This window comes from Agromyces sp. NPDC052230 (assembly GCF_040679595.1).
Classification (GTDB): domain Bacteria; phylum Actinomycetota; class Actinomycetes; order Actinomycetales; family Microbacteriaceae; genus Agromyces.
Genome location: NZ_JBFAVC010000002.1, coordinates 394,207 through 416,891 on the forward strand (window position 1 = coordinate 394,207; position 22,685 = coordinate 416,891).

The window sequence follows — 22,685 nt, forward strand, 5'->3', positions numbered from 1 at the left end:
ACGCACAGCATCGAAGCAGTTGAAGAAGGAGAACCATGGCCCAGGACGACCACAGCGGCGTTGAGCTCGTCGCTGCCGACTCGTCGCACGCCGAGCAGGAGTTCGCCGGTTCCACCGGAACGGCAGTCATCCCCCACGATGCGTTCGCGAACCCCGGCTTCGAGCCGCACCGTCCCCGTGTCACCGACGAGGACCCCAAGCGCGAGGGACGCGCACAGCGCACGGTGTTCACGCTGTTCTACATCTCCATCCTCGGCAGCGTCTGGGCGATCGCGGCGTACATGCTGTTCCCCATCGAGTCGAACGACGTCGGCGCCGTGCGCCTGAACAACATGTTCATCGGAATCGGCGTCACACTCGCGCTCCTCGGCCTCGGCTTCGGTGCGGTTCACTGGGGCAAGTCGCTGATGACCTCGGCCGAGTCGATCGACACCCGCCACCCCATCTCTTCCTCGGCCGCGACCCAGCAGGGCGCAGTGGAGGTCTTCCGCCAGGCCGACGAGGAGTCCGGCTTCAGCCGTCGCACGGTCATCCGCAACAGCCTCATCGGTGCCCTCATCGTATTCCCGCTGCCGGCCGTCGTGTTGTTCCGCGGCCTCGCCCCGCAAGACCAGGACCCGGTCGCGCTGCTGAACCACACCATGTGGAAGGAGGGCACGCGCCTGGCCCTCGACCCGTCGGGCGTGCCGATCAAGGCTGCCGACGTCACGCTCGGCAGCGCCTTCCACGTGATCCCCGAGGGACTCAACGACCTCGAGCACGGCAAGCTCGAGGAGAAGGCCAAGGCCGCCGTGCTGCTCATGCGACTCGAGCCCGGCGACCTCAAGGAGTCCCCCGAGCGAGCCGACTGGTCGTACCAGGGCATCGTCGCGTACTCCAAGATCTGCACGCACGTCGGATGCCCCGTGGCCCTCTACGAGCAGCAGACGCACCACCTGCTCTGCCCCTGCCACCAGTCGCAGTTCGACGTGACGAACCACTGCGAGGTCATCTTCGGCCCGGCCAAGCGCCCGCTGCCGCAGCTTCCGATCGCCGTCGACGATGAGGGCTACCTCATCGCACAGAGCGACTTCACCGAACCCGTTGGCCCGAGCTTCTGGGAGCGCAATTGAGCACCGCATCGACCCGATCAACCGCGCCTGAGAAGCGCTCCTTCACGGCGGCGGCATCGGAGTACGTCAACGATCGGACCGGCATCGCCGTCGCGATCAAGGGCCTCGGCCGGAAGGCCTTCCCCGACCACTGGTCGTTCCTCCTCGGCGAGGTCGCCCTCTTCAGCTTCATCGTCGTGCTCGTCTCGGGCACGTTCCTGACGTTCTTCTTCCAGGCCTCCATGGCCGAAGTGGAGTACGACGGCTCCTACGTGCCGCTCAAGGGCGTCGAGATGTCGGTGGCGATGGCGTCGACCCTCGACATCTCGTTCGACATCCGTGGCGGGCTCTTCGTGCGCCAGATGCATCACTGGGCGGCGCTGCTGTTCGTGGCTGCGATCGGCCTGCACATGCTGCGCGTGTTCTTCACCGGCGCGTTCCGCAAGCCGCGCGAGATCAACTGGGTGTTCGGCTTCATCCTCTTCATCCTCGCGATGGGTGAGGGCTTCACCGGCTACTCGCTCCCCGACGACCTGCTTTCGGGCAACGGCCTGCGGATCATCGACGGCATGATCAAGGGCATGCCCGTGATCGGCACGTGGACCTCGTTCCTGCTCTTCGGCGGCGAGTTCCCGGGTACCGACATCGTCGGACGCCTCTACGCGCTGCATATCCTGCTGCTGCCTGCGCTCATCGTCGCCCTCATCGCGGTGCACGTCGGATACGTGTTCATCCACAAGCACACGCAGTTCGCCGGCCCCGGACGAGAGCCGACCAACTCCGTGGGCCCGCCCATCCTGCCGATCTACGCGGCCAAGGCCGGCGGCTTCATGTTCATCATCTGGGGCGTGATCTCGCTCATCGCGGCGCTGTTCACCATCAACCCGATCTGGAACTACGGCCCATACGACCCGTCGCCGGTCTCCGCCGGCACGCAGCCCGACTGGTACATCGGCTTCGCCGACGGTGCCCTGCGTCTGATCCCGCCGGGTTGGGAGTTCGTCTTGTTCGACCGCACGTGGTCGTTCAACATCCTCGTGCCCCTCATCGTGCTCGGTGGCTTCATCGTCACCGTGCTGATCTACCCCTTCCTCGAGGCGTGGATCAAGGGAGACCACCGCGAGCACCACATCGCCGACCGTCCGCGCAACGCGCCCACCCGCACGGCGATCGGCGCCGCCGGCGTCACGTTCTACGCAGGCCTCTGGGCTGCGGCGAGCTCCGACATCCTCGCAACGCACTTCCTGCTGACCATGGAGGGCGTCATCCACGCACTCCAGGCCGTGGTGATCATCGGGCCGTTCATCGCGTACTTCATCACCAAGCGCGTGTGCATCGCGCTGCAGAAGAAGGATCGCGAGGTCGTGCTGCACGGCTACGAGTCGGGCCGCATCGTGAAGCTGCCTGGCGGCGAGTTCATCGAGGTGCACCAGCCCCTCGACGAGTACGAGCGCTGGCGTCTCGTGAGCTTCGAGTCGTACGAGCCGCTCATGCTGCGGCCGAACGCGCGCGGCAAGATCACGGGCGGTCAGCGCGTGCGGGCCGGACTGTCGCGGTGGTTCTTCGAGGACCGCATCGCGCCGGTCACCCGCGGCGAGCTCGAGGCGGCGCACCACACGCCCCACGCGGCCGTTGAGGCGACCACCACGCAGCACTGAGCCAGCCGACCGCGATTTCGGGCACCGGGCACCATGTCGATTGACTCGACGTGGTTCCGGTGCCCGAACTGCTTCTCCGACCTCTCCCCGATCGACGAGTGTGTCTTCGGATGCGAACGTGGTCATCGCTTCGACCGCTCCAAGCACGGGTACCTCACTCTGCTGGATCCGAAGGCACCGCGCACGGTCGGCGACGACCACGAGATGCTCGCCGCGCGTGCGGCGTTCCTCGGCCGCGGCGCGTACCTGCCGATCGCCGAGGAGTTGGCACGCACAGCGACGTCGGCGGATGTGGGAGAGCGTCTGCGCGTCGCGGACCTGGGCTGCGGCACCGGGTACTACTCCGCGCGGATCGGTGACGCACGGCCGGGTGCGGAGTTCCTCCTCGCCGACCGCTCGCCCCACGCGGTGCGGTCGGCGCTCCGAGTGGTTCCCGGCGCCACCGGCGTCGTCCTCGACATCTGGCGTCCGCTGCCCCTCCGCTCCGATGTCGCCGATGTGGTCGTGAACGTGTTCGCGCCCCGCAATCCGAGCGAGTTCGCCCGAATCCTGCGCCCCGGTGGTCGGCTCGTGGTGGTCGTGCCCCGCGCAGACCACCTGCGCGAGCTGCTCGAACTCGGCTCGCTGCTCGGCATTCCCCCGCAGAAGGCCGAGACGGTGACGGAGCAGTTCGCGGCGGTCGGCCTTCTGCGGCATAGCGCCACCCGGGTGCAGTACGCCATCGAGGCCGATTCCGCCACTCGCGTGTTGCTCGCGGGAATGGGGCCCTCGGCCCACCACGCTGCATCCCTCGCCGACGGCTCCACCGTCGGTAGCCTCGAGGTGACGGTCGCCGTGGACGTCCTCGCGTTCGAACTGGCGTCGCCGTGCGGCTGAAGCGGGTGCATACTGGGCCCATGTCCGATTGCTGCAGCTCGGGATCGGCTCGATACGAGAACGTGTTCGACGCACGCTTCGCTCACGGTATGGCGCAGCGGTACCGACGGCACGGGTTGACGACCGTCGAACTTCCCATCGTCGACCGCCTCGCCTCGATGGGCCTCGAAGACCGCACCGTTCTGGAGATCGGGGGCGGCGTGGGTGAGATCCAGATCGAGCTGCTCGCACGTGGAGCACGGGAGGCGACCAACCTCGAGCTGTCCTCCGCCTACGAGTCGGAGGCGCGCAGCCTGCTGGAGGAGCGCGGCCTCGCCTCTCGGGCGACGCGCCTCATCGGCATCGACCTGGCGGCCGATGGTGGGCGAGTCGCCGCCGCCGATTACGTGGTACTCCACCGGGTCGTCTGCTGCTACCCGGACTCGGAGCGGCTCCTCGGAGCCGCGGCGACCCACGCGCGTCGAGCCATCGTGTTCAGCCACCCACCACGCACGTGGTTCACACGCGTTGCCGTCCGCCTGGGCAACGCGTGGATGCGGTTCCGCGGCCGCGACTATCGCGGCTACATCCACTCCCCCACCGCGATGTACGGTGTCCTCGAGCTGGCGGGGTTCGAGCTCCACCGGCTGCGAGCCGGACCGAGATGGTGGGTCGTCGCGGCGACGCGTAGGTGATCGACTGGTTCACTTGACAAACGCGGAACGCCCCGGCGATGGTGCCGGGGCGGTCCGATTCAGATCTGCGGATGTCAGCGAGCGAAGTTGCCGCGGTAGTACTCGTACACCCAACCGACGATGGCCACGAGGAAGAGCACGAAGGCGATGGGGAACATCCACCAGCCGACGGCGAGCGAGAGAAAACCGAGCGCCGCAGCGGCTGCGAGCGTGATCGGCCACCAGCTCCACGGGCTGAAGAACCCGAGCTCGGGGTCGCCGTCGTCGATGTTCGCGTCGAGGCGATCCTCGGGCAGCTCGTCACCCTGTGCCTTGTGCACCCGGCCGAGGTAGAAGGCGATGAACGCCCCCAGCACCGCGGTGAGCGTGAGCGCTACGGTGCCGGCAGGCTCGATACCTGGCTGCAGCTCGTCGATCCAGGTCCAGTACGCGTAGACGATCGCGGCCAGCGCGAAGAAGACGAACAGAGTCCAGAAGAGAATGACATTGGCGCGCATCTACTTGACTTCCTCCGTCGCTGCGTCGTACACCGGTGCGTCTGGCGCATCCTTGGCCGGGCCGATGCCCACCGGTATGCCCGCCTCGGGGTGGTTGAGGTCGAACGCCGGGGACTCCGAGCGGATACGCGGGATCGAGGTGAAGTTGTGGCGCGGCGGCGGGCAGCTCGTCGCCCACTCGAGCGAACGGCCGTAACCCCACGGGTCGTTCACCGTGACCTTCGGGGCGCGACGAGCCGTGATGTAGACGTTCAGGAAGAACGGCACCATCGAGACCGCGAGGATGGCTGCGCCGACCGTCGAGAGCTGGTTCATCCACGTGACGTTGTCTTCGGGCAGGTACGAGTAGTACCGGCGCGGCATGGCCACCACGCCCAGCCAGTGCTGGACCAGGAACGTCGTGTGGAAGCCGATGAACAGCAACCAGAAGTGCCACTTGCCGAGGCTCTCGTTGAGCATCTTGCCGGTCCACTTCGGCCACCAGAAGTAGAAGCCCGAGAACATCGCGAACACGACCGTGCCGAACACCACGTAGTGGAAGTGCGCGACGACGAAGTACGTGTCGGAGACGTGGAAGTCGAGCGGCGGCGACGCCAGGATGACGCCGGTCAGGCCGCCGAACACGAACGTGATGAGGAAGCCGATGGCCCAGACGAGCGGCGTCTCGAACGTGATCGAACCGCGCCACATCGTGCCGACCCAGTTGAAGATCTTCACACCCGTGGGCACCGCGATGAGCATCGTCATCAGCGCGAAGAACGGCAGCAGCACCGAGCCCGTGACGTACATGTGGTGCGCCCAGACGGTGGTGGACAGGGCCGCGATCGCAATGGTCGCGTAGATCAGCGTCTTGTACCCGAAGATCGGCTTCCGGCTGAAGACCGGGAACACCTCCGAGACGATGCCGAAGAACGGCAGCGCGATGATGTACACCTCGGGGTGGCCGAAGAACCAGAAGAGGTGCTGCCAGAGGATCACACCGCCGTTGGCCGGATCGTAGATGTGGGCGCCGAGGATGCGGTCGGCAGCCGCGGCGAGGATCGCGGCCGCGAGGACCGGGAACACCATCAGGATCAGGATCGACGTGACGAGCGTGTTCCACGTGAAGATCGGCATGCGGAACATGGTCATGCCGGGCGCGCGCATCGTGATGATCGTCGTGATGAAGTTCACGCCACCGAGGATCGTGCCGAAACCCGACAAGCCGAGGCCGACCATCCAGAGATTGCCGCCGATGCCTGGTGAGAACGTCGTCGATGCGAGTGGTTGATACGCGAACCAGCCGAACGAGGCAGCGCCCTGCGGCGTGAAGAAGCCCGCGACGGCGATGAGCGAACCGAAGTTGAAGAACCAGTACGCCAGCGCGTTCAGGCGCGGGAACGCGACATCGGGCGCGCCGATCTGCAGCGGCATCAGCACGTTCGCGAAGCCCGCGAACAGCGGCGTCGCGAACATCAGCAGCATGATCGTGCCGTGCATCGTGAACAGCTGGTTGTACTGCTCGCGCGTCTGGACGATCTCGAGTCCGGGCTCGAACAGCTGGGCGCGGATGATCAGCGCCATCACGCCACCGATGCAGAAGTAGATGAACGAGGTGATCAGGTAGAGGTACCCGATCACCTTGTGGTCGGTCGTGGTGATCCACCTGACGAGGGTGTTGCCCTTGCGCTCGACCTTCGAGGTACCGAACGGCAGGCTGCTCGACTGCGGTCGAGCCGGTGCGGTCGTGGTGCTCATTCGGCTTCCTGCTCCTCTTTCAATTCGGGCTCGCCCGTGCCGGGCTGGTTCTGGCGGCGGTCGTAATCGGTGGAGAGCTGGCCCTCCTGGCCGAGGTCGCGAAGCGACTCGATGTACGCGTCGTACTCCTCCTCGGAGACGACCTCGACGTTGAAGAGCATGAGCGAGTGGTACTCGCCGCAGAGCTCGGCGCACTTGCCGGCGTACGTGCCCTCGCGCTCGGGAACGAACGACATGTAGTTCGTCTGACCCGGAATCATGTCCTTCTTGTAGAGGAAGTCGTGGACCCAGAACGAATGGATGACGTCGCGCGCCTCGAGCTTGATCTCGACGTTCTGCCCGACGGGCAGGACGAGCTTGGGCAGTTCGGACTGCACGACCGAGCCTGCGGGACCTTCTTCGTCGAGCTGGCCCTGGATGCCGGGCGAGTAGACGTCTTCGTCGATGTAGTTGAAGTCCCAGGCCCACTGCTTGCCGATCGCCTCGATGCGGACGTCGACCTCGTCGTCGGCGAACCGCTGTTCGATCGCCGCCTGGTCACGCGCCGTGAACGCGAAGAACCCGAGCACGAAGATCAGCGGGACGATGGTGTAGAACACCTCGATCGGCATGTTGTAGCGCAACTGCACCGGAAGACCGGTCTGCCCCTTGCGCCGGCGGTAGGCGATCACGGCCCAGATGGTGAGGCCCCACGTGAGGAGACCGACGACCAGCAGCACGATCCACGATGTCACCCAGAGACCCGAGATGCGCTCGGTGTGGTTGGTGACCGGACCGGCTCCCTCCTCGAACCCCGGAAGGAATCCGTTCAGCTGGGCCTGCGTACATCCGGCGAGGACGAGGCTGAGCGACGCTGCAATCGGAATAGCAGCCCATCGGAGACGGCGATTGTGGCGCACCGGTGACCTTTCGGGAGACTCGAAGGCGCTTCACAGTGAAGCGCGGTGATCGGTCCCTAGCCTACTCCGACTCGACCGTTCGGGTGTGCACCGGAGGACGGTGTCCGGCCCGCCGAGAGCCGAATTCGAGCCGCAATCGGCCGAAATGCCGAAGGGGGGCCGCTCGCGCGGCCCCCCTTCGGGAGTGGTTTTCAGCCCCGGATCAGTGGAACGAGTCCCCACAGGCGCAGCTGCCCTGCGCGTTGGGGTTGTCGATCGTGAAGCCCTGCTTCTGGATCGTGTCCTCGAAATCGATCGAGGCGCCATCGAGGTATGGCACGCTCATCTTGTCGACGACGACCTCGACACCCGAGAAGTCGACGACGGCGTCGCCGTCGAGGAGCCGCTCGTCGAAGTAGAGCTGATAGATCAGCCCGGAGCATCCGCCGGGCTGCACCGCAACCCTCAGGCGCAGGTCGTCGCGGCCCTCCTGCTCGAGGAGGCTGCGGACCTTGCCTGCGGCGGTGTCGCTCAGCTTCACGCCGTGCATCGTGTCGGTGATCGTGTCGCTCATGTCTCTCCTCGGTGCGTCAGGGAACGCGGATGTCTCGTTCCATGGTAACCGCCGTACATGGGTGTCGTCCCCATACGCGCTCAAGAACCCGTGCGAACCTCGAGTCGCGCGAAGAACAGCGCCTCCGCGAGCAGCGCGCGCTTGAACACGCCGAGATGGAGCGACTCGTTGGGGCTGTGCGCGCGGGAGTCGGGATCCTCGACGCCGGTCACGAGGATCTGCGCCTCGGGGAACTCGTCGACGAGCTCGGCGATGAACGGGATCGAGCCGCCCACGCCGATCTCGACGGGCTCCTTCCCCCATGCCTCGGCCATGGCCGCACGGGTCTCGGTCACCGCCCAGCCGCTCGTGTCGACGAGGAAGGGCTGACCCCGGTCGATGTCCTCGAAGGTGAGGTGCGCGCCGAACGGTGCGTGCGCCTCGAGGTGGGCGCGGATGGCGGCGAATGCCTCGCCGGCGTCCTGCCCGGGCGCGATGCGGGCACTCACCCGCACCCGCACGCCCGGCACGAGGGTGTTCGACGCATTCGCGACATCCGGTGCGTCGACGCCGGTCACGGTGATCGAGGGCTGGGCCCAGATGCGCGAGAGGAGGGTGCCGTTGCCGATCGGCGTGACGCCCTCGAGCAGCCCGGCCTCGGCACGGAGTTGCGCCTCGTCGTAGGGCGGGGTCTCCAGGTCGGCGCTTCGCAGCCCCTCGACCGCGACGGAGCCGTCGTCGTGCCACATCGAGTCGAGCATGCGGATGGCCGCCATCATGGCGTCGGGCGCAGCGCCGCCGTACATGCCCGAGTGCGACGCGTGCGCCAGCGTGTCGATGCGCAGGTTGAACGCCACGGCGCCGCGCAGGGCGACGGTGATCGCCGGGGTCTCGAGATCCCAGTTGCCGGAGTCGGCGACGATGATCGCATCCGCGGCGAGCAGGTCGCGGTTCTCGTGCAGGAAGTTCGCGAACGACCGCGACGCCCATTCCTCCTCCCCCTCGATGAACATCGCCAGGCCGAGGTCGAAATCGCCGGCGACCTCGGCGAAGGCACGGATGGCCCCGACGTGCGCCATGATGCCGGCCTTGTCGTCGGCCGCGCCGCGTCCGTGCAGGCGATCGCCGCGCTGGGTCGGCTCGAACGGCGGCGTCTCCCAGTCTTCGTCCTTTCCGGGCGGTTGCACGTCGTGGTGTGCATAGAGCAGCACCGTCGGCCGCCCGTTGCGGGCGGGACGGCTCGCGACGACGGCGGGCTGGCCGAGCTCGGAACCATCGGCGACCGGCGCCCGCCGCACGTCGACCACCTCGAACACGCCCGTGGCGCGCAGCAGCTCGGCGACGGCCTCGGCGCTCGCGGCCACGTGGGCGTCGTCGAATGCGGGCCAAGAGACGGATGGGATGCGCACGAGGCGGGCGAGATCGGCGACGGTGGCGGGGAATCCGGCGTCGACGGCGGTACGGATGGCATCGGTGGCTTCGTGGGCGTCGGCGATGGCGGATCCGGTGGGTTCGGTCTTGGTCATGCCGGTAATCTTAAGGGCAACCGATTCGAGGACTCCCGTGGCAAAGCACCCCACCAACACCCCTGCGCCCGAGGCCGGCGCCGACAACGAGGCATCCGCCGCCGCGAAGACCGGCAAAGGCGCTCCGACGCCGAGCCGCGCGGAGCGCGAGGCCGCCCGCAAACGGCCGCTCGTGCCGAACGACCGCAAGGAAGCGGCGAGGCAGGCACGTGCCAAGCAGGCCGCGGCGCGCGAACGTGCGCGCGTCGGCATGGCGATGGGCGAGGACAAGTACCTGCCCACCCGCGACCGCGGCCCGCAGAAGAAGTACGTGCGCGACTACGTCGACGCGCGCTTCAGCATCGGCGAGATCCTCATCCCGTTCATGTTCCTGATCATCCTGCTCACGTTCGTGCCGAGTGCCGAGGTGCAGGCCATCGGCATCGTCGCGCTCTGGGCGTTCTTCCTCGTCGCGGTGATCGACGTCGTCATCCTCGGCTTCCTCCTCACGCGCAAGCTGAAGGCCAAGTTCGGCGAGAGCAACGCCGAACGGGTGCGTTGGTACGCGGCGATGCGCGCGCTCCAGCTGCGTCCCCTGCGCCTGCCGAAGCCGCAGGTCAAGCGGGGTCAGTACCCGTCCTGAACCGGGCCGCCGGTGTGGCGGGCCCGGTCGTCGCACGAGCACGAGCGCCTGAGCAGGATTGCGCGGCGGGATGCGTCACGCCCGCGTGTACGCTCCCCCGCGGATGAGCGGCACGCGGGTCTCCTCGTCGGTGAGCGAGCCGTGCTGGCCCACCATCGACTCCCCCTGGCGATTCGCCTCCCGGCGGTCGTAGTAGGCGACGCCCGAGCGTGCGGCGATGAGGATGTCGCCGATGCGGTCGCGCACCTCATCGGCGACCGGGCCGAACACGCCGGCCTCGATGGCCTCGTCACGCCCGAGCACCCAGGCGCGGTGGCCCTCTGCGGCCTTCCAGCCCTCGAGGAGCGCCGCGGGCGCGGCCGCATCGAGCCCGGGTTCGAGCGAGAACGAGAGGAACCGCGGCTCGCCGGCGACGTGCCGGACGCCCTCGAGCAACTCCGGCCGAGCGTCGATGAACACGTGCCGGTGCGCGGGTACGTCGATGACGCCGTGATCGGCTGTGACCAGCAGCCCGACCCCCCGGGGCAGGTCGCGTTCGAACGACGCCAGCTCGGCGTCGAGTAGCTCGAGCCCGGCGAGCCAGCGATCGGACTCCCAGCCGTGCGCATGCGCGATGCGGTCGAGCTCCGACACGTAGACGTACACGAGGGCTCGGGACTCGTTCCGCACCACCTCGCGCGCCGCGGCGAACCGTTCGGCGATCGTCGACGCCGCCCGGTACTCGGTGCCGCGCAGCACGGCGCGCGAGAAGCCCGACCCGATGTGCTTGCCCGACCCCACGGCGTAACTCGGGATACCGGCCTCCCTGGCCGTCTCGAAGAGCGTCGGTACGCGCTGCCAGGTCTCGGGCGACATCCGCTCGTCCCAGCCGGTGAGCTGGTTCACGACGCGATCGTTGGCTCGATCGAGCACGCGGTATCCGACGAGGCCGTGCTCGCCCGGCATCCGTCCGGTGGTGAAGCTGGCGATGCCCGCCGCGGTCGTCGAGGGCAGCACGGTGCGGATCACGTCGCGTCGCGACATCCGCCCGGCCAGGAACCGAGCGTGGCCCGCGCGGGCCTGGATGTTGGCCGCGCCGAGCCCGTCGACGAGCACGATCACCGCGGCGGATGCCTCGGGCAATTCGAACGGGTTGGCCTGCGCGTCGAGGCTGGCGAGCGAACTGCCGAGCACCCCGGCAAGCCTCGGGGCACTGACGGCGGGCACCGGTAGCATTGCAGGCATCGCGCCCAGTCTGGCACAGGCCGGGCGCGGCCCATTCCCCTCGTGCCGAGCACCTCACCCAGAGACGACGGATGACCCGAGCCAAGAACCCGCCCGCAGACGAGCCGATCGCCGAACGCATCGAAGACGTCGACGTCGCCACCGAGATGCAGGGCTCGTTCCTCGAATACGCCTACTCGGTCATCTACTCGCGGGCGCTGCCCGACGCGCGCGACGGCCTGAAGCCCGTACAGCGGCGCATCCTGTTCGGCATGTCCGAGATGGGCCTGCGGCCCGACCGCGGCCACGTGAAGTCGTCACGTGTCGTCGGCGACGTCATGGGCAAGTACCACCCCCACGGCGACACGGCCATCTACGACGCGCTCGTGCGCATGGCGCAACCGTTCACGCTGCGCGTGCCGCTCATCGACGGTCACGGCAACTTCGGTTCGCTCGACGATGGTCCCGCAGCGCCGCGCTACACCGAGGCGAGGCTGGCCGCGCCGGCGCTCGCGATGACCGAGGGCCTCGACGAGGACGTCGTGGACTTCGTGCCGAACTACGACAACTCGGCCCAGCAGCCCGAGGTGATGCCCGCCGCCTACCCGAACCTGCTCGTCAACGGTGCGAGCGGCATCGCCGTGGGCATGGCCACGAACATGGTCCCCCACAACCTCATCGAGGTCGTGGGCGCGGCCCGGCACCTGATCGCGAATCCTGACGCGACGCTCGACGAGCTCATGGAGTTCGTCCCCGGGCCCGACCTGCCCTCGGGCGGCACCATCGTCGGGCTCGCCGGCATCAAGGACGCCTACGCCACCGGTCGCGGCAGCTTCAAGACGCGCGCAAAGGTGTCGATCGAGAACATCACGGCGCGCAAGGTGGGCCTGGTGGTGACCGAGCTGCCGTACCTGGTCGGACCCGAGAAGGTCATCGAGAAGATCAAAGACGGCGTGAACGCCAAGAAGATCAGCGGCATCTCCGACGTCACCGACCTCACCGACCGCACCAAGGGCCTGCGCCTCGTCATCGGCATCAAGACGGGCTTCAGCCCCGAGGCGGTGCTCGAGCAGCTGTATCGGCTGACGCCCCTCGAAGACTCCTTCAACATCAACAACGTCGCGCTCGTCGACGGCGGACCCCAGACCCTCGGGCTGCGCGAGCTCCTGCAGGTCTACGTCGCGCACCGCATCTCGGTCGTCACGAGACGATCGCAGTTCCGGCTCGCGCGGCGGAAGGAGCGTCTGCACCTCGTCGAGGGCCTGCTCATCGCGATCCTCGATATCGACGAGGTCATCCAGGTGATCCGCACGAGTGACGAGGCCGACCAGGCGCGCACTCGCCTGATGGACGTCTTCGACCTCAGTCAGCTGCAGGCCGAATACATCCTCGAACTGCGTCTCCGCCGCCTCACGAAGTTCTCGCGCATCGAGCTCGAAGCCGAGCGCGACCGGCTCCGCACCGAGATCGCCGAACTCGAGGAGATCCTCGCGCGTCGCCACCGCATCGAGGCGCTCGTCTCCGACGAACTCGAGGAGGTGGCCGACCGTTACGGCACGCCCCGCCGCACCCTGCTCACCGACGCTCGCCCGAGCATCGCCCGCGCGACGGCGAAGCATGCGCCCGTCAACCTCGAGGTGATGGATGTCCCGTGCCGGGTGTTCCTCAGCGCCACCGGCCGGATCGCCCGGGTCGACCTGCCCGAGGGTGCCGAAGGACCGGTCACCATCACGCCGCCCGCTCGGCGCAGCAAGCACGACGCCATCCGTTCGGTACTCGACACCACGAGCCGAGCCGAGATCGGCGCCGTCACGAGCCTCGGTCGACTCATCCGCTTCACGCCCGTCGACCTGCCGATGCTGCCGCCGACGTCGGTGCAGCTGGGCGCCGGTGTTCGCGTGTCCGACTACCTCGCCCTGCCGAACCGAGACGAGAGGGTGCTGGCCATCGTCTCGCTCGACGCCGACCGCCCGATCGCGCTCGGCACCAAGCTCGGCGTGGTCAAGCGCGTGTCGACCGGCGCCTACCCCAACAAGCCCGAGTTCGAGGTGATCGGCCTGAAGGCCGGCGACGAGGTCGTCGGCGCGGTGCAGGGCGACGAGAGCGACGAGCTCGTGTTCGTGGCATCCGATGCGCAGTTGCTGCGGTTCCCGGCCGCTTCGGTGCGCCCGCAGGGCTGCCCGGCCGCCGGCATGGCGGGCATCAACCTCGCGAGCGGCGCTCATGCGATCCACTTCACGAGCGTGCCGGCGGATGCCGCGGCCGACGTCGTGGTCGTCACGATCGCGGCGAGCAGCGAGACGCTCCTCGGCACCGACCCGGGCAGCGCGAAGGTGAGTGCGTTCTCGGAGTTTCCCGCGAAGGGTCGGGCGACGGGCGGTGTGCGCGCGCAGCGCTTCCTGAAGGGCGAGGACGCGCTGCACCTCGCCTGGGTCGGCCGCTCCCCCGCCCTCGCGGTCGGCCTCGACGGATCCGCTCGTCAGCTGCCCGACGGCGGGGCCAAGCGCGACGCGTCGGGACAGGCACTCGATGCGGTCGTCGCCGCCATCGGCACGCGCATCGGCTGAGTGGGGCCGTCCTCGGTCACTCCGCGCCGCCACTCCCTTGGCGGGTGCACTTGACGCGGCGCCGATCGAGCGGCATATTCGGCGGTGATCGTCGACGGGGTGCCACGAGCGCAGCTGTCGGCCGGAACCGTGAGAGGTGACCCATGACGCGAGCGGACCTGCAGGCTCAGCTCTCGGGGCGGGTACTGGCGCCCGGGGACACCGAGTACGAGGTCGCGCGAGCGGTGTGGAACGCGATGATCGATCGCCGGCCGCGGTACATCGTGCAGTGCGCCGACGCGGGCGACGTCGCCGCGGCCGTGCGGTTCGCCCGCGAACACGACCTCGACGTGGGCGTGCGCTGCGGCGGACACGGCATCGTCGGCCACGCCGTGCCCGACGACGGCCTGATGCTCGACCTGCGGCCGATGGGGCGGGCGGTGGTCGATCCGGTGGAGCGGCGCGCGCGGGTCCAGGGCGGTGCGCTCCTCGGCGCGCTCGACGTGGCGGCCCAGGCGCATGCCCTCGCCACCACGGCCGGCAACGTCTCGCACACGGGGGTCGGCGGTCTCACGCTCGGCGGCGGGATGGGCTGGCTGGCGCGGCAGCACGGCCTCTCCTGCGACAACGTGACCGGGTTCGAGGTGGTCACCGCCGACGGCGAGACCGTGCGTGCGAGCACCGACGAGCACCCCGACCTGTTCTGGGCGCTGCGCGGTGGCGGCGGCAACTTCGGCGTCGTCACCGAGTTCGAGTTCGCGCTGCATCCCGAGCCGGGTGACGCCATCGCGGCGGAGTTCCACTATCCCGTGCCCGACGCCCGTGAACCGATGCGCCGATGGCGCGACCTGGCCGTGGAGGCACCGCGGCAGGCCACGTGGAACGCCACCATCGCGGACGGCGTCGTCGCACTGGGGCTCGTCTGGGTTGGCGACCCCGACGACGGAGCCGCCGTGACCGCGGACCTCGCGCGCGCCCTTGCCGACGTCGCAGAGCCCACAGAGCGGATGATTCGACCGATGCCGTACCTGCAGCTCCAGACGCGCGAGGACGACGAGGAGGAGCACGCCTGGCGACGCTACTGGAAGGGCCACTACTTCGACGCGCTCGACGACGGCGTCATCGAGGCGCTCCTGTCGCGTGACGGCGAAATGCTGCCGAACGTCAGCCTGCAGGCGTACGGCGGCGCCATCGCCGACGTGCCCGACGAGGAGACCGCGTTCTCGCGTCGCGACACCGCGTTCGAGTTCGTTGCGGCCTCCCGCTGGCAGGATGCGGCCGAAGACGACGCCCGCATGGACGCCGCTCGACGCTACGCCGGCACGATGGACCGCTTCGCGAGCGGGGCATACGTCAACGTGCTCGGCGATGACGGCGAACGGGGCATCCGCCGGGCCTACTCGAGGGAGAAGCTCACCCGGCTCACCGCGGTCAAGGACGCGTACGATCCCGCGAACGTCTTCCACCTCAACCAGAACATTCGGCCGTCGGCCGGCTGATCAGGCGTCGATGCGGTCGCGCTCCAGCGCATCGGAGCTGTCGATGATGAACTCCTTGCGCGGCGCGACGTCGTTGCCCATCAGCAGCTCGAAGACGCGGCCGGCATTCTCGGCATCGCCGATGCCGACGCGGCGCAACGTGCGCTTGCGCTTGTCCATGGTCGTCGTCGCGAGCTGGTCGGCGTCCATCTCGCCGAGACCCTTGTACCGCTGGATCGGATCCTGGTAGCGCTTGCCCTGCTTCTTCAGGGTCGCGAGCACGCCCTGCAGTTCGGGCTCGGAATACGTGTAGATCGTGTCGTTCGGCTTCGAGCCGGCGTTCATCACCACGACCCGGTGGAGCGGTGGCACGGCGGCGAAGACACGGCCCTCCTCGATCATCGGCCGCATGTAGCGGAAGAACAGGGTGAGCAGCAGCGTGCGGATGTGGGCGCCGTCGACGTCGGCATCGCTCATGATGATGACCTTGCCGTACCGCGCAGCCGGCAGGTCGAAGCTGCGACCCGAGCCCGCTCCGATGACCTGGATGATCGACGCGCACTCCGCGTTGCCGAGCATGTCGGAGACGCTCGCCTTCTGCACGTTGAGGATCTTGCCGCGGATCGGCAGCAGCGCCTGGTGTTCGCTGTCGCGGGCGAGCTTCGCGGTGCCGAGCGCCGAGTCGCCCTCGACGATGAACAGCTCGCTGTGCGCGACATCCGTCGACCGGCAATCGACGAGCTTCGCCGGCAGCGACGAGCTCTCGAGGGCGTTCTTGCGTCGCTGCGTCTCTTTGTGGGCCCGCGCCGAGATGCGGGACTTCATCTCGGCCACGACCTTGTCGAGGAGCAGCGCCGACTGCGCCTTGTCGTCGCGCTTCGGCGATGAGAACCGGGCCCCGAGCTCCTTCGTGAGCACGTTGGCGACGATGGCGCGTGCCGCGGGCGTGCCGAGGACCTCCTTGGTCTGGCCCTCGAACTGCGGTTCGGGCAGGCGCACGGTGACCACCGCGGTGAGCCCGGCAAGCACGTCGTCCTTCTCGAGCTTGCCACCTCCGTTGAACGCAGCCCCGGCCTTCAGGCGCCGCGCGTTCTGCTCCACCTGCTGCCGAAGGAACTTCAGCAGTGCCTGCTCGAAGCCCGTGTGGTGGGTGCCGCCCTTGGGCGTGGCGATGATGTTCACGAACGACTTCACGACCGTGTCGTAGCCGGTGCCCCAGCGCACCGCGATGTCGACCTGGCATTCCCGCTGCAGCTCGGTCGGCACCATCGCGCCCCCATCGGTGAGCACCGGCACGGTCTCGGTGAAGCCGCCGGTGCCCGTGAGGCGCCACACGTCGGTGAGGGGGGCATCCGTCGCCAGGTGCTCGACGAACTCCGAGATGCCGCCCTCGAACTCGAACGAGGTCGTGTGCGGTTCGGCGCCCCGCTCGTCGGTGACGTCGATCGTGAGGCCCGGCACGAGGAACGCGGTCTGACGCGCGCGGGCGAGCAACTCGTCGGTCTGGAACTCGGCGCCCTTCGTGAAGATCTGCCGGTCGGCCCAGTAGCGGATGCGCGTGCCCGTGACGCCCTTCGCGACCTTGCCGACGACCTGCAGCTCGCTGTGCTCCTCGAACGGCGTGAACGGCGCGTCGGGCGTGGGCTCGCCGGAGTCCTCGAAGAGACCGGGTTCGCCGCGGTGGAACGACATGGCCCACGTGCGACCGTCGCGATCGACCTCGACGTCGAGGCGTTCGGAGAGGGCGTTGACGACGGATGCCCCGACACCGTGCAGTCCGCCGGAGGCGGCGTAGGAGCCCGAGCCGAACTTGCCGCCCGCGTGCAGCTTGGTGAAGACGACCTCGACGCCGGAGAGGCCGGTCTTGGGCTCGGCGTCGACGGGAATGCCGCGCGCGCGGTCGCGTACCTCGACGCTGCCGTCGGGGTGGAGGATCACGCCGATCTCGTTGCCGTGGCCCGCGAGCGCCTCGTCGACCGAGTTGTCGATGATCTCCCACAGGCAGTGCATGAGGCCCCGGGAGTCGGTCGAACCGATGTACATGCCGGGTCGCTTGCGCACCGCCTCGAGGCCCTCGAGGACGGAGAGATGGCGGGCGGAATAGTCGGAGCTCACGTCGATCAAGCCTACTGACGCCGGACGACACGGTGCGTGAGGCGCTACGCGCACAGCGAAATGCCAGCCTCAACGGGGGGATCACCCCGGTTCGCATGCTTTCATTGAGGAACGGAACACGAGGTCGAGCAGGAGGAGGAGCCATGACCCAGTACACCGAGACCACCGGTGCGGTCGATGAACTCGACACCCCGTATGAGCTCACCGCCCTCGACCGCTGCGACGCGTGCGGCGCGCAGGCATACATCCGAGTCGTCGTCGCGAACGGCGAGCTCCTCTTCTGCGCCCATCACGGGCGGAAGCACCAGGAGAAGCTCGCACAGATCGCGCACAGCTGGCACGACGAGTCGAGCCGCCTGTTGTCCGATGGTCGCGACTGACCCACACTGCTTCATGAGTGAACGCCCCGGCTTCCGCCGGGGCGTTCATTCGTTTCGGTTCCGATTCCGGATGCCGCGACTACGCATGCGTGAGCGGCGCCGCCGCGCGCACGGCGCCGAGCTGCGCCTCCCTGGCGGCGGTCGCGTACGCGTCCACCGCGGCGGCGTGCGGGCCGGGGTCGTACGCGAGCCCCGCGCGCTCGGCCGCGATGCCGAGGAGGTGGTCGGCGAACGCCGGGTTCTTCGCGAGCACCGGGCCGTGCAGGTGGGTGCCCATGACGGAACCCATCACGACGCCCTCCTGGCCAGAGCCTCGGCCATTGCCTGCGCCCGACCGGACTCGTCCGAGCGGCGAGCCTTCGGCGCCGATGTAGTCGCGGGCGTGGTTCTCGAATCCGACGAGCGTTCCGAACCGCGGCGAGGCGACCACGAGATCGCCGGTCACGCGGGAGGCGGCAGGAACTGCCCGGCCGGGCAGGATGCCGAGTCCCTCGACGCTCGAGCCGTCGGGGCGCTCGATGCCCCAACTGAGGAGCTCCCACCCGGTGCCCACCGCCAGGATCGGGACGCCCTCGGTGCCCCAGGTGCGCAGCTCGTCATGCATGGACAGCAGCACGGCGCGGCTCCGCTCGATCGACGAGTCGCTGCCCGAACCGAGCACGATGGCATCCGCGCGTTCGGGCAACTGCTCACGCGCGTCGACGGCGATGACACGTGCGTCGAGTTCGGCCCATTCGGCTCGGCGCCGCAGCACGGCCGCATTCTCGGCGTCGCCGTTGGTGTTCTGGTGCGCGGGCAGCAGTGCCACGATCGTGAGGGTCATTCCGCTCCCGACAGTCCGAGGTGGGCCCGAGTGCGTCGCATCGAGTCGGCCGTGAACACGATGGTCTTCACGCCCGTCGCCGGGGCGGGCAGGGCGAGGAAGTCATCGAGCGCGCGTGCCAGGTCGGATTCGACGCGATCGATCTGCACGCCGTCGTAGGCGAGCATGAGCGCGGCCTCGGCCGACTTCGAGCCGCTGACGATCGCCACACGGCGAAGCGACGAGGCATCCGTCGGCCAGAAATAGGAGGGGTCGCGCACATCGGATCCCATCGCGAAGAGGATCTGCTCGGTACCGGGCTCGATGCTGTCGACGTTGAGCTGGTAGCTCGTGGGGTTCTGCACGAGCACGAACTCGACCTCTTTGCCGCGAACCCGCACCCGTTCGCCCCGGCCGAACACCGGCGGGATCTCGCTCAGCGCTCGAGCGGTCGTCTCAGCGGAGAACCGTTCGCCGAGCACCGCCTTCGCCGTGGCGTAGGCAGCGGCTGCGTCGACAGCGTAGTGCACGCCACGCGCGGGAAGTTCGATCGTGACGAACGAGTGGCCGTCGTTGACGAGAGCCCCGCGGCCCTGCACGGACTCGACGACGACGCCGTCGCCGGGTGCCAGCCGGGTCGCGCTCGTCTCGGTGTGGCCGAGCCCACGTGGCGCGGCGTCGACGACCGTCTGCGAGACCCCGAAGCGGTGCACTGCGACATCCGGCGACACGTGAGCGGCGATGCGCTCGAGATAGGCGTCGTCGGCGTTCACGATGATGACCTCGCCCGCACGTGCCGCGATCCTCGCGAGCATGCCCGCCACCATGTCGGAATCGTGGAATCGGTCGATCTGGTCGACCATCACGTTGGTGAGCGCCACCGCGCGGGCGTCGACCCCCTGCATGACGAGGGCGCCATGACCCTCATCCATCTCGAGTACGGCCATATCGCCGGGCACGCGGCCCCGCCAGTCGGCACGCTCGAGGAGGGCGGAGGTGAGCCCTTGGCTGATGTTCGCGGTCGACGGGTTCGTGAACACGTCGACGCCGTGAGCGCGCAGGATCGCGACGAGCATCTTCGTCGTGGTCGACTTGCCGCTGGAGCCCGACACCACCACGAGGCCCTCCGGGAACCCCGAGAGCGTCCGCTTCAGGTAGCTCGGTGCGATCCGGTTGACGATCAGGCCGGGGATCGCCGATCCGCCGCCGGGCTTGCGCAGCCGGGCGGCGAATCGGACGAGCCTGCCGACGAGGATCGCCGGCGCATAACGCACCGGTGGCCTACTCGAGGTAGTCGCGGAGCGACTGGGAGCGTGACGGGTGGCGGAGCTTCGCCATGGTCTTCGACTCGATCTGGCGGATGCGTTCACGTGTGACGCCGAACGTGTCGCCGATCTGGTCGAGCGTCTTCGGCATGCCGTCGCCGAGGCCGAAGCGCATGCGGATGACGCCCGCCTCGCGTTCGCTCAGCGAGTCGAGGAGCGACTCGAGCTGCTTCTGCAGCATCGTGAAGCCCACCGCGTCGGCCGGCACGACGGCCTCGGTGTCCTCGATGAGGTCTCCGAACTCGCTGTCGCCGTCTTCGCCGAGGGGCGTGTGCAGCGAGATGGGCTCACGGCCGTACTTCTGCACCTCGATGACCTTCTCGGGGGTCATGTCGAGTTCCTTCGACAGCTCCTCGGGCGTGGGCTCGCGGCCCAGGTCCTGGAGCATCTGACGCTGCACCCGGGCGAGCTTGTTGATGACCTCGACCATGTGCACCGGGATACGGATGGTGCGGGCCTGATCGGCCATCGCTCGGGTGATCGCCTGGCGGATCCACCAGGTCGCGTAGGTCGAGAACTTGAAGCCCTTGGTGTAGTCGAACTTCTCGACCGCACGGATGAGACCCAGGTTGCCCTCCTGGATGAGGTCGAGGAACTGCATGCCACGACCGGTGTAGCGCTTCGCGAGCGAGACGACGAGGCGCAGGTTCGCGCCGAGCAGGTGGCTCTTGGCCCGCTGGCCGTCTTTCGCGACCCACTGGAGTTCGCGACCGAGCTGCGAGCGCTTCTCGGCATCCGACATGTGCGACAGCTTCTCCTCGGCGAAGAGGCCCGCTTCGATGCGCATCGCGAGTTCGACCTCTTCGGCCGCGTTGAGGAGCGCGACCTTTCCGATCTGCTTCAGGTAGTCCTTCACCGGGTCGGCGGTCGCGCCGGTGATGGCGGACGAGTACACGGGAACTTCGTCTTCGTCGTCGACGGCGCGCAGCACGAGCGCACCCGTCGGATGCGGCTCCACGGCGACCGCCGGCTTCGACTCCTCGTCGGTGTCCTCGTCGGTGTCGGCGACGGATGCCGCGTCTGGCGTCTCCGTCGCGTCGGCGTCGACCGCATCCGCGTCGACGGCCTCGACCACTTCGACGGCCTCGACCTCGATCTCGGTATCGACCTCGACGTCCTCGAGTTCCTCAGGCTCGATCTCGTCCTCGTCGTCGCCGGCGCTGCCGGCCTTCGCCTTGCCGCGCGGCTTCGCCGTCGACTTCGCGGTGCTGGTGCGCGGGGCCTTGCCCGCAGGTGCAGCGCCCTTCGGCGCCGCTGTCTTGGTGCCGCTCTTCGTCGGCGTCTTCGTCTTCGCCGCCGACCCGGCGGTGGCCTTCGCGGCCGTCTTCGCGGCGCTCGACTTCGCGGCCGTCGCGCGCGTTGCAGCGGGCTTCTCCGCCTCGCTCTTCGCCGACGTCGCAGCCTTCGTCGTTGCCATTCGTTGAACCTCTCCTACCGTCGCGCGGCGTGTGCCCTCTCGGACGCGCGGCTCGTGCATTCGGTCCGGTCGTTTTCGGACACTATGAGGACCCATGTCAAGTCCGCTTGTTCGGCGCGAACACATCGTGCCAGCGGACCAGAACGGGTCCTGCCCCCATTATACATTCACCGACTGTGCCGCTGCTCCAGCGACGTGCTGAACCGCCGGTCATCCCACTTGAGGAGAACGAAACCAGCCCCATCGGAATTCCCGCTGAGCCGCCATTTTCGGCGGATCGGCCGGGCCGCACGCCCGCTGCAGTGGCTTCGTTCAGCCGCCGAGCGGCGACTCGTCATCTCGCGTGCGTCGGAAGGCCAGGAACTTCTCGAGCTCGGCGGCGATCTCGTCGGCCGAGGGTGGTTGACCGGCCTCATCCGTCAGCGGAGACCGCAGCGTCGTGCCCTCCATATAGGAGTCGTGGCGTTCCTCGAGCGTTCCGACGAGCTTGGCGAGCTCGCTGTTCTCGGCGACCTGCTCGTCGATACGTGCCACGAACTCGCGTCCCTGGGCACGCAGCGCGTCGGTGGGGAAGATGCGCCCGGTCGAGGCGCTGACCGCTTCGAGCGCCGCGACCGCCGCGAGCGGATATTCCGTATCGGAGAGGTAGTGCGGGATCAGCAGAACGAATCCTGTGGTCGGGTGTTCCCGCTTCTGCAGGCGGTACTCGACGAGGTGGAGGGCGTTGGACGGCACCTGCGTGGTCGGCCGCCAGACCGACATGGCTTCGATGAGGTCGGCGCGGTTGCCGCTCACCGTCATTCCGATGGGCCGTGTGTGCGGCACCGGCATCGGGATCGAGTTGATCCACGTCGTCGACGAAACCTGGAGTTCGTCGATGAGCCCGAGCACGGCGGAGCCGAACCGCTCCCATTGGAAGTCGGGCTCGTAACCCGTGAAGAGGAGGAATTGCTGTCCGAGCTCGTCACGCGCCAGATCGAGGCTGAGGCGCGGTGGGCGGTAGTCGGTCAGGTGGTCGGCCGCGAACAGGATGATCGGCCGGCGTGCGCGGTAGTCGAGCAGCTCATCGGCGTCGAACGTCGCGACCACCGTGCTCTCGAGCGTGTCGAGGAGGTACTCGGTCGTCTGCGCCACGGCGGCACCCGCGTCGGCGAACCCGGTGAGACCCGCGACGAGCGGCAGCCCGGGCGGCACCACGACGTCCGGGTTCAACTCGTACAGAGAGCGGGGATCGCGCATGCATCCAGACTACTGACGGGCCGTCACCCCTCGGCCGTCGGCGCCCCGGCGGCGTGACGCTCGGAGCG

The 22,685-nt window shown here is 68.4% G+C and carries 19 protein-coding genes; 8 read left to right on the top strand and 11 right to left on the bottom strand.

Going from position 1 to position 22,685, the window contains the following annotated elements; translation table 11 throughout:
* Positions 1-35 precede the first annotated feature (35 nt).
* The 4 genes from AB0K73_RS07115 (at position 36) to AB0K73_RS07130 (ending at position 4,299) form a co-directional block, all read left to right on the top strand.
* A complete protein-coding gene (locus AB0K73_RS07115; RefSeq protein ID WP_360512064.1) occupies positions 36-1,112 on the top strand; it encodes a Rieske 2Fe-2S domain-containing protein in 1,077 nt (358 codons plus the stop codon).
* Positions 1,109-2,749, top strand: coding sequence for a ubiquinol-cytochrome c reductase cytochrome b subunit (locus AB0K73_RS07120; protein WP_360512066.1), 1,641 nt, complete (start codon positions 1,109-1,111; stop codon positions 2,747-2,749). Before AB0K73_RS07115 ends, AB0K73_RS07120 begins: the two co-directional genes overlap by 4 nt.
* A 33-nt stretch (positions 2,750-2,782) precedes the next feature.
* Positions 2,783-3,625, top strand: a complete 843-nt coding sequence (locus tag AB0K73_RS07125; protein ID WP_360512068.1) for a putative RNA methyltransferase — start codon at positions 2,783-2,785, stop codon at positions 3,623-3,625.
* Between the two features lie 89 nt (positions 3,626-3,714).
* Positions 3,715-4,299 (top strand): methyltransferase domain-containing protein, encoded by a 585-nt coding sequence (locus AB0K73_RS07130; protein ID WP_360512070.1) that lies wholly within the window; start codon positions 3,715-3,717, stop codon positions 4,297-4,299.
* A gap of 74 nt (positions 4,300-4,373) precedes the next feature.
* On the opposite strand, the gene AB0K73_RS07135 is transcribed toward AB0K73_RS07130, so the two are convergent.
* From AB0K73_RS07135 to AB0K73_RS07155, 5 genes are all read right to left on the bottom strand, one after another.
* Positions 4,374-4,796, bottom strand: coding sequence for a cytochrome c oxidase subunit 4 (locus tag AB0K73_RS07135; RefSeq protein ID WP_360512072.1), 423 nt, complete (start codon positions 4,794-4,796; stop codon positions 4,374-4,376).
* On the bottom strand, positions 4,797-6,533 hold the full coding sequence (ctaD, locus tag AB0K73_RS07140) for a cytochrome c oxidase subunit I (RefSeq protein ID WP_360512074.1): 1,737 nt from the start codon (positions 6,531-6,533) through the stop codon (positions 4,797-4,799). It abuts the gene before it with no gap.
* Positions 6,530-7,432, bottom strand: coding sequence for a cytochrome c oxidase subunit II (gene coxB, locus AB0K73_RS07145; RefSeq protein ID WP_360512076.1), 903 nt, complete (start codon positions 7,430-7,432; stop codon positions 6,530-6,532). The genes ctaD and coxB overlap by 4 nt, the downstream gene beginning before the upstream one ends.
* Positions 7,433-7,634: 202 nt before the next feature.
* Entirely contained in the window at positions 7,635-7,985 is a 351-nt protein-coding gene (gene erpA / locus AB0K73_RS07150; protein ID WP_360512078.1) for an iron-sulfur cluster insertion protein ErpA, read from the bottom strand.
* 80 nt (positions 7,986-8,065) lie between these two features.
* Complete coding sequence (locus tag AB0K73_RS07155) at positions 8,066-9,490, bottom strand: dipeptidase (RefSeq protein WP_360512080.1); 1,425 nt, start codon at positions 9,488-9,490, stop codon at positions 8,066-8,068.
* 37 nt (positions 9,491-9,527) lie between these two features.
* On the opposite strand from AB0K73_RS07155, the gene AB0K73_RS07160 reads away from it, so the two are divergent.
* Complete coding sequence (locus AB0K73_RS07160; RefSeq protein ID WP_360512082.1) at positions 9,528-10,112, top strand: DUF3043 domain-containing protein; 585 nt, start codon at positions 9,528-9,530, stop codon at positions 10,110-10,112.
* 75 nt (positions 10,113-10,187) lie between these two features.
* Here the strand turns inward: AB0K73_RS07160 and AB0K73_RS07165 are convergent, their stop codons facing one another.
* Positions 10,188-11,336 carry a nucleotide pyrophosphatase/phosphodiesterase family protein gene (locus AB0K73_RS07165; RefSeq protein WP_360512084.1) on the bottom strand — a complete coding sequence of 383 codons (1,149 nt, stop codon included), beginning with the start codon at positions 11,334-11,336 and terminating at the stop codon, positions 10,188-10,190.
* Between the two features lie 71 nt (positions 11,337-11,407).
* Between AB0K73_RS07165 and AB0K73_RS07170 the strand changes: the two genes are divergently transcribed.
* Together AB0K73_RS07170 and AB0K73_RS07175 are read left to right on the top strand one after the other, a co-directional pair.
* The gene (locus tag AB0K73_RS07170; RefSeq protein ID WP_360512086.1) at positions 11,408-13,882 is read left to right on the top strand and encodes a DNA topoisomerase IV subunit A; all 2,475 of its coding nucleotides are present in this window, start codon (positions 11,408-11,410) and stop codon (positions 13,880-13,882) included.
* Between the two features lie 143 nt (positions 13,883-14,025).
* The gene (locus tag AB0K73_RS07175; protein ID WP_360512088.1) at positions 14,026-15,360 is read left to right on the top strand and encodes an FAD-binding oxidoreductase; all 1,335 of its coding nucleotides are present in this window, start codon (positions 14,026-14,028) and stop codon (positions 15,358-15,360) included.
* Here the strand turns inward: AB0K73_RS07175 and AB0K73_RS07180 are convergent, their stop codons facing one another.
* Positions 15,361-17,454, bottom strand: a complete 2,094-nt coding sequence (locus tag AB0K73_RS07180; RefSeq protein WP_360512090.1) for a DNA topoisomerase IV subunit B — start codon at positions 17,452-17,454, stop codon at positions 15,361-15,363.
* Between the two features lie 143 nt (positions 17,455-17,597).
* On the opposite strand from AB0K73_RS07180, the gene AB0K73_RS07185 reads away from it, so the two are divergent.
* Entirely contained in the window at positions 17,598-17,834 is a 237-nt protein-coding gene (locus AB0K73_RS07185) for a hypothetical protein (RefSeq protein WP_360512092.1), read from the top strand.
* A gap of 79 nt (positions 17,835-17,913) precedes the next feature.
* Here AB0K73_RS07185 and AB0K73_RS07190 read toward each other — a convergent pair whose 3' ends face one another.
* The 4 genes from AB0K73_RS07190 to AB0K73_RS07205 form a co-directional block, all read right to left on the bottom strand.
* Positions 17,914-18,657: a cobyric acid synthase gene (locus AB0K73_RS07190; protein ID WP_360512094.1), complete on the bottom strand. Its 744-nt coding sequence runs from the start codon at positions 18,655-18,657 to the stop codon at positions 17,914-17,916.
* Positions 18,654-19,910, bottom strand: a complete 1,257-nt coding sequence (locus tag AB0K73_RS07195; protein WP_360512096.1) for a MurT ligase domain-containing protein — start codon at positions 19,908-19,910, stop codon at positions 18,654-18,656. Before AB0K73_RS07195 ends, AB0K73_RS07190 begins: the two co-directional genes overlap by 4 nt.
* 7 nt (positions 19,911-19,917) lie before the next feature.
* Positions 19,918-21,378: an RNA polymerase sigma factor gene (locus AB0K73_RS07200; protein ID WP_360512098.1), complete on the bottom strand. Its 1,461-nt coding sequence runs from the start codon at positions 21,376-21,378 to the stop codon at positions 19,918-19,920.
* Positions 21,379-21,690: 312 nt separating this feature from the next.
* Positions 21,691-22,617, bottom strand: a complete 927-nt coding sequence (locus AB0K73_RS07205; protein ID WP_360512100.1) for a PAC2 family protein — start codon at positions 22,615-22,617, stop codon at positions 21,691-21,693.
* Between the last annotated feature and the right edge of the window lie 68 nt (positions 22,618-22,685).

Coding starts and splice junctions, on each gene's coding strand:
- AB0K73_RS07185 (WP_360512092.1), top strand. CDS start 17,598: ATGACCCAGTACACCGAGACCACCGGTGCGGTCGATGAACTCGACACC.
- AB0K73_RS07155 (WP_360512080.1), bottom strand. CDS start 9,490: ATGACCAAGACCGAACCCACCGGATCCGCCATCGCCGACGCCCACGAA.
- AB0K73_RS07190 (WP_360512094.1), bottom strand. CDS start 18,657: ATGACCCTCACGATCGTGGCACTGCTGCCCGCGCACCAGAACACCAAC.
- AB0K73_RS07165 (WP_360512084.1), bottom strand. CDS start 11,336: ATGCCTGCAATGCTACCGGTGCCCGCCGTCAGTGCCCCGAGGCTTGCC.
- AB0K73_RS07115 (WP_360512064.1), top strand. CDS start 36: ATGGCCCAGGACGACCACAGCGGCGTTGAGCTCGTCGCTGCCGACTCG.
- AB0K73_RS07200 (WP_360512098.1), bottom strand. CDS start 21,378: ATGGCAACGACGAAGGCTGCGACGTCGGCGAAGAGCGAGGCGGAGAAG.
- AB0K73_RS07125 (WP_360512068.1), top strand. CDS start 2,783: ATGTCGATTGACTCGACGTGGTTCCGGTGCCCGAACTGCTTCTCCGAC.
- AB0K73_RS07175 (WP_360512088.1), top strand. CDS start 14,026: ATGACGCGAGCGGACCTGCAGGCTCAGCTCTCGGGGCGGGTACTGGCG.
- AB0K73_RS07135 (WP_360512072.1), bottom strand. CDS start 4,796: ATGCGCGCCAATGTCATTCTCTTCTGGACTCTGTTCGTCTTCTTCGCG.
- erpA (WP_360512078.1), bottom strand. CDS start 7,985: ATGAGCGACACGATCACCGACACGATGCACGGCGTGAAGCTGAGCGAC.
- AB0K73_RS07170 (WP_360512086.1), top strand. CDS start 11,408: ATGACCCGAGCCAAGAACCCGCCCGCAGACGAGCCGATCGCCGAACGC.
- AB0K73_RS07205 (WP_360512100.1), bottom strand. CDS start 22,617: ATGCGCGATCCCCGCTCTCTGTACGAGTTGAACCCGGACGTCGTGGTG.
- AB0K73_RS07130 (WP_360512070.1), top strand. CDS start 3,715: ATGGCGCAGCGGTACCGACGGCACGGGTTGACGACCGTCGAACTTCCC.
- ctaD (WP_360512074.1), bottom strand. CDS start 6,533: ATGAGCACCACGACCGCACCGGCTCGACCGCAGTCGAGCAGCCTGCCG.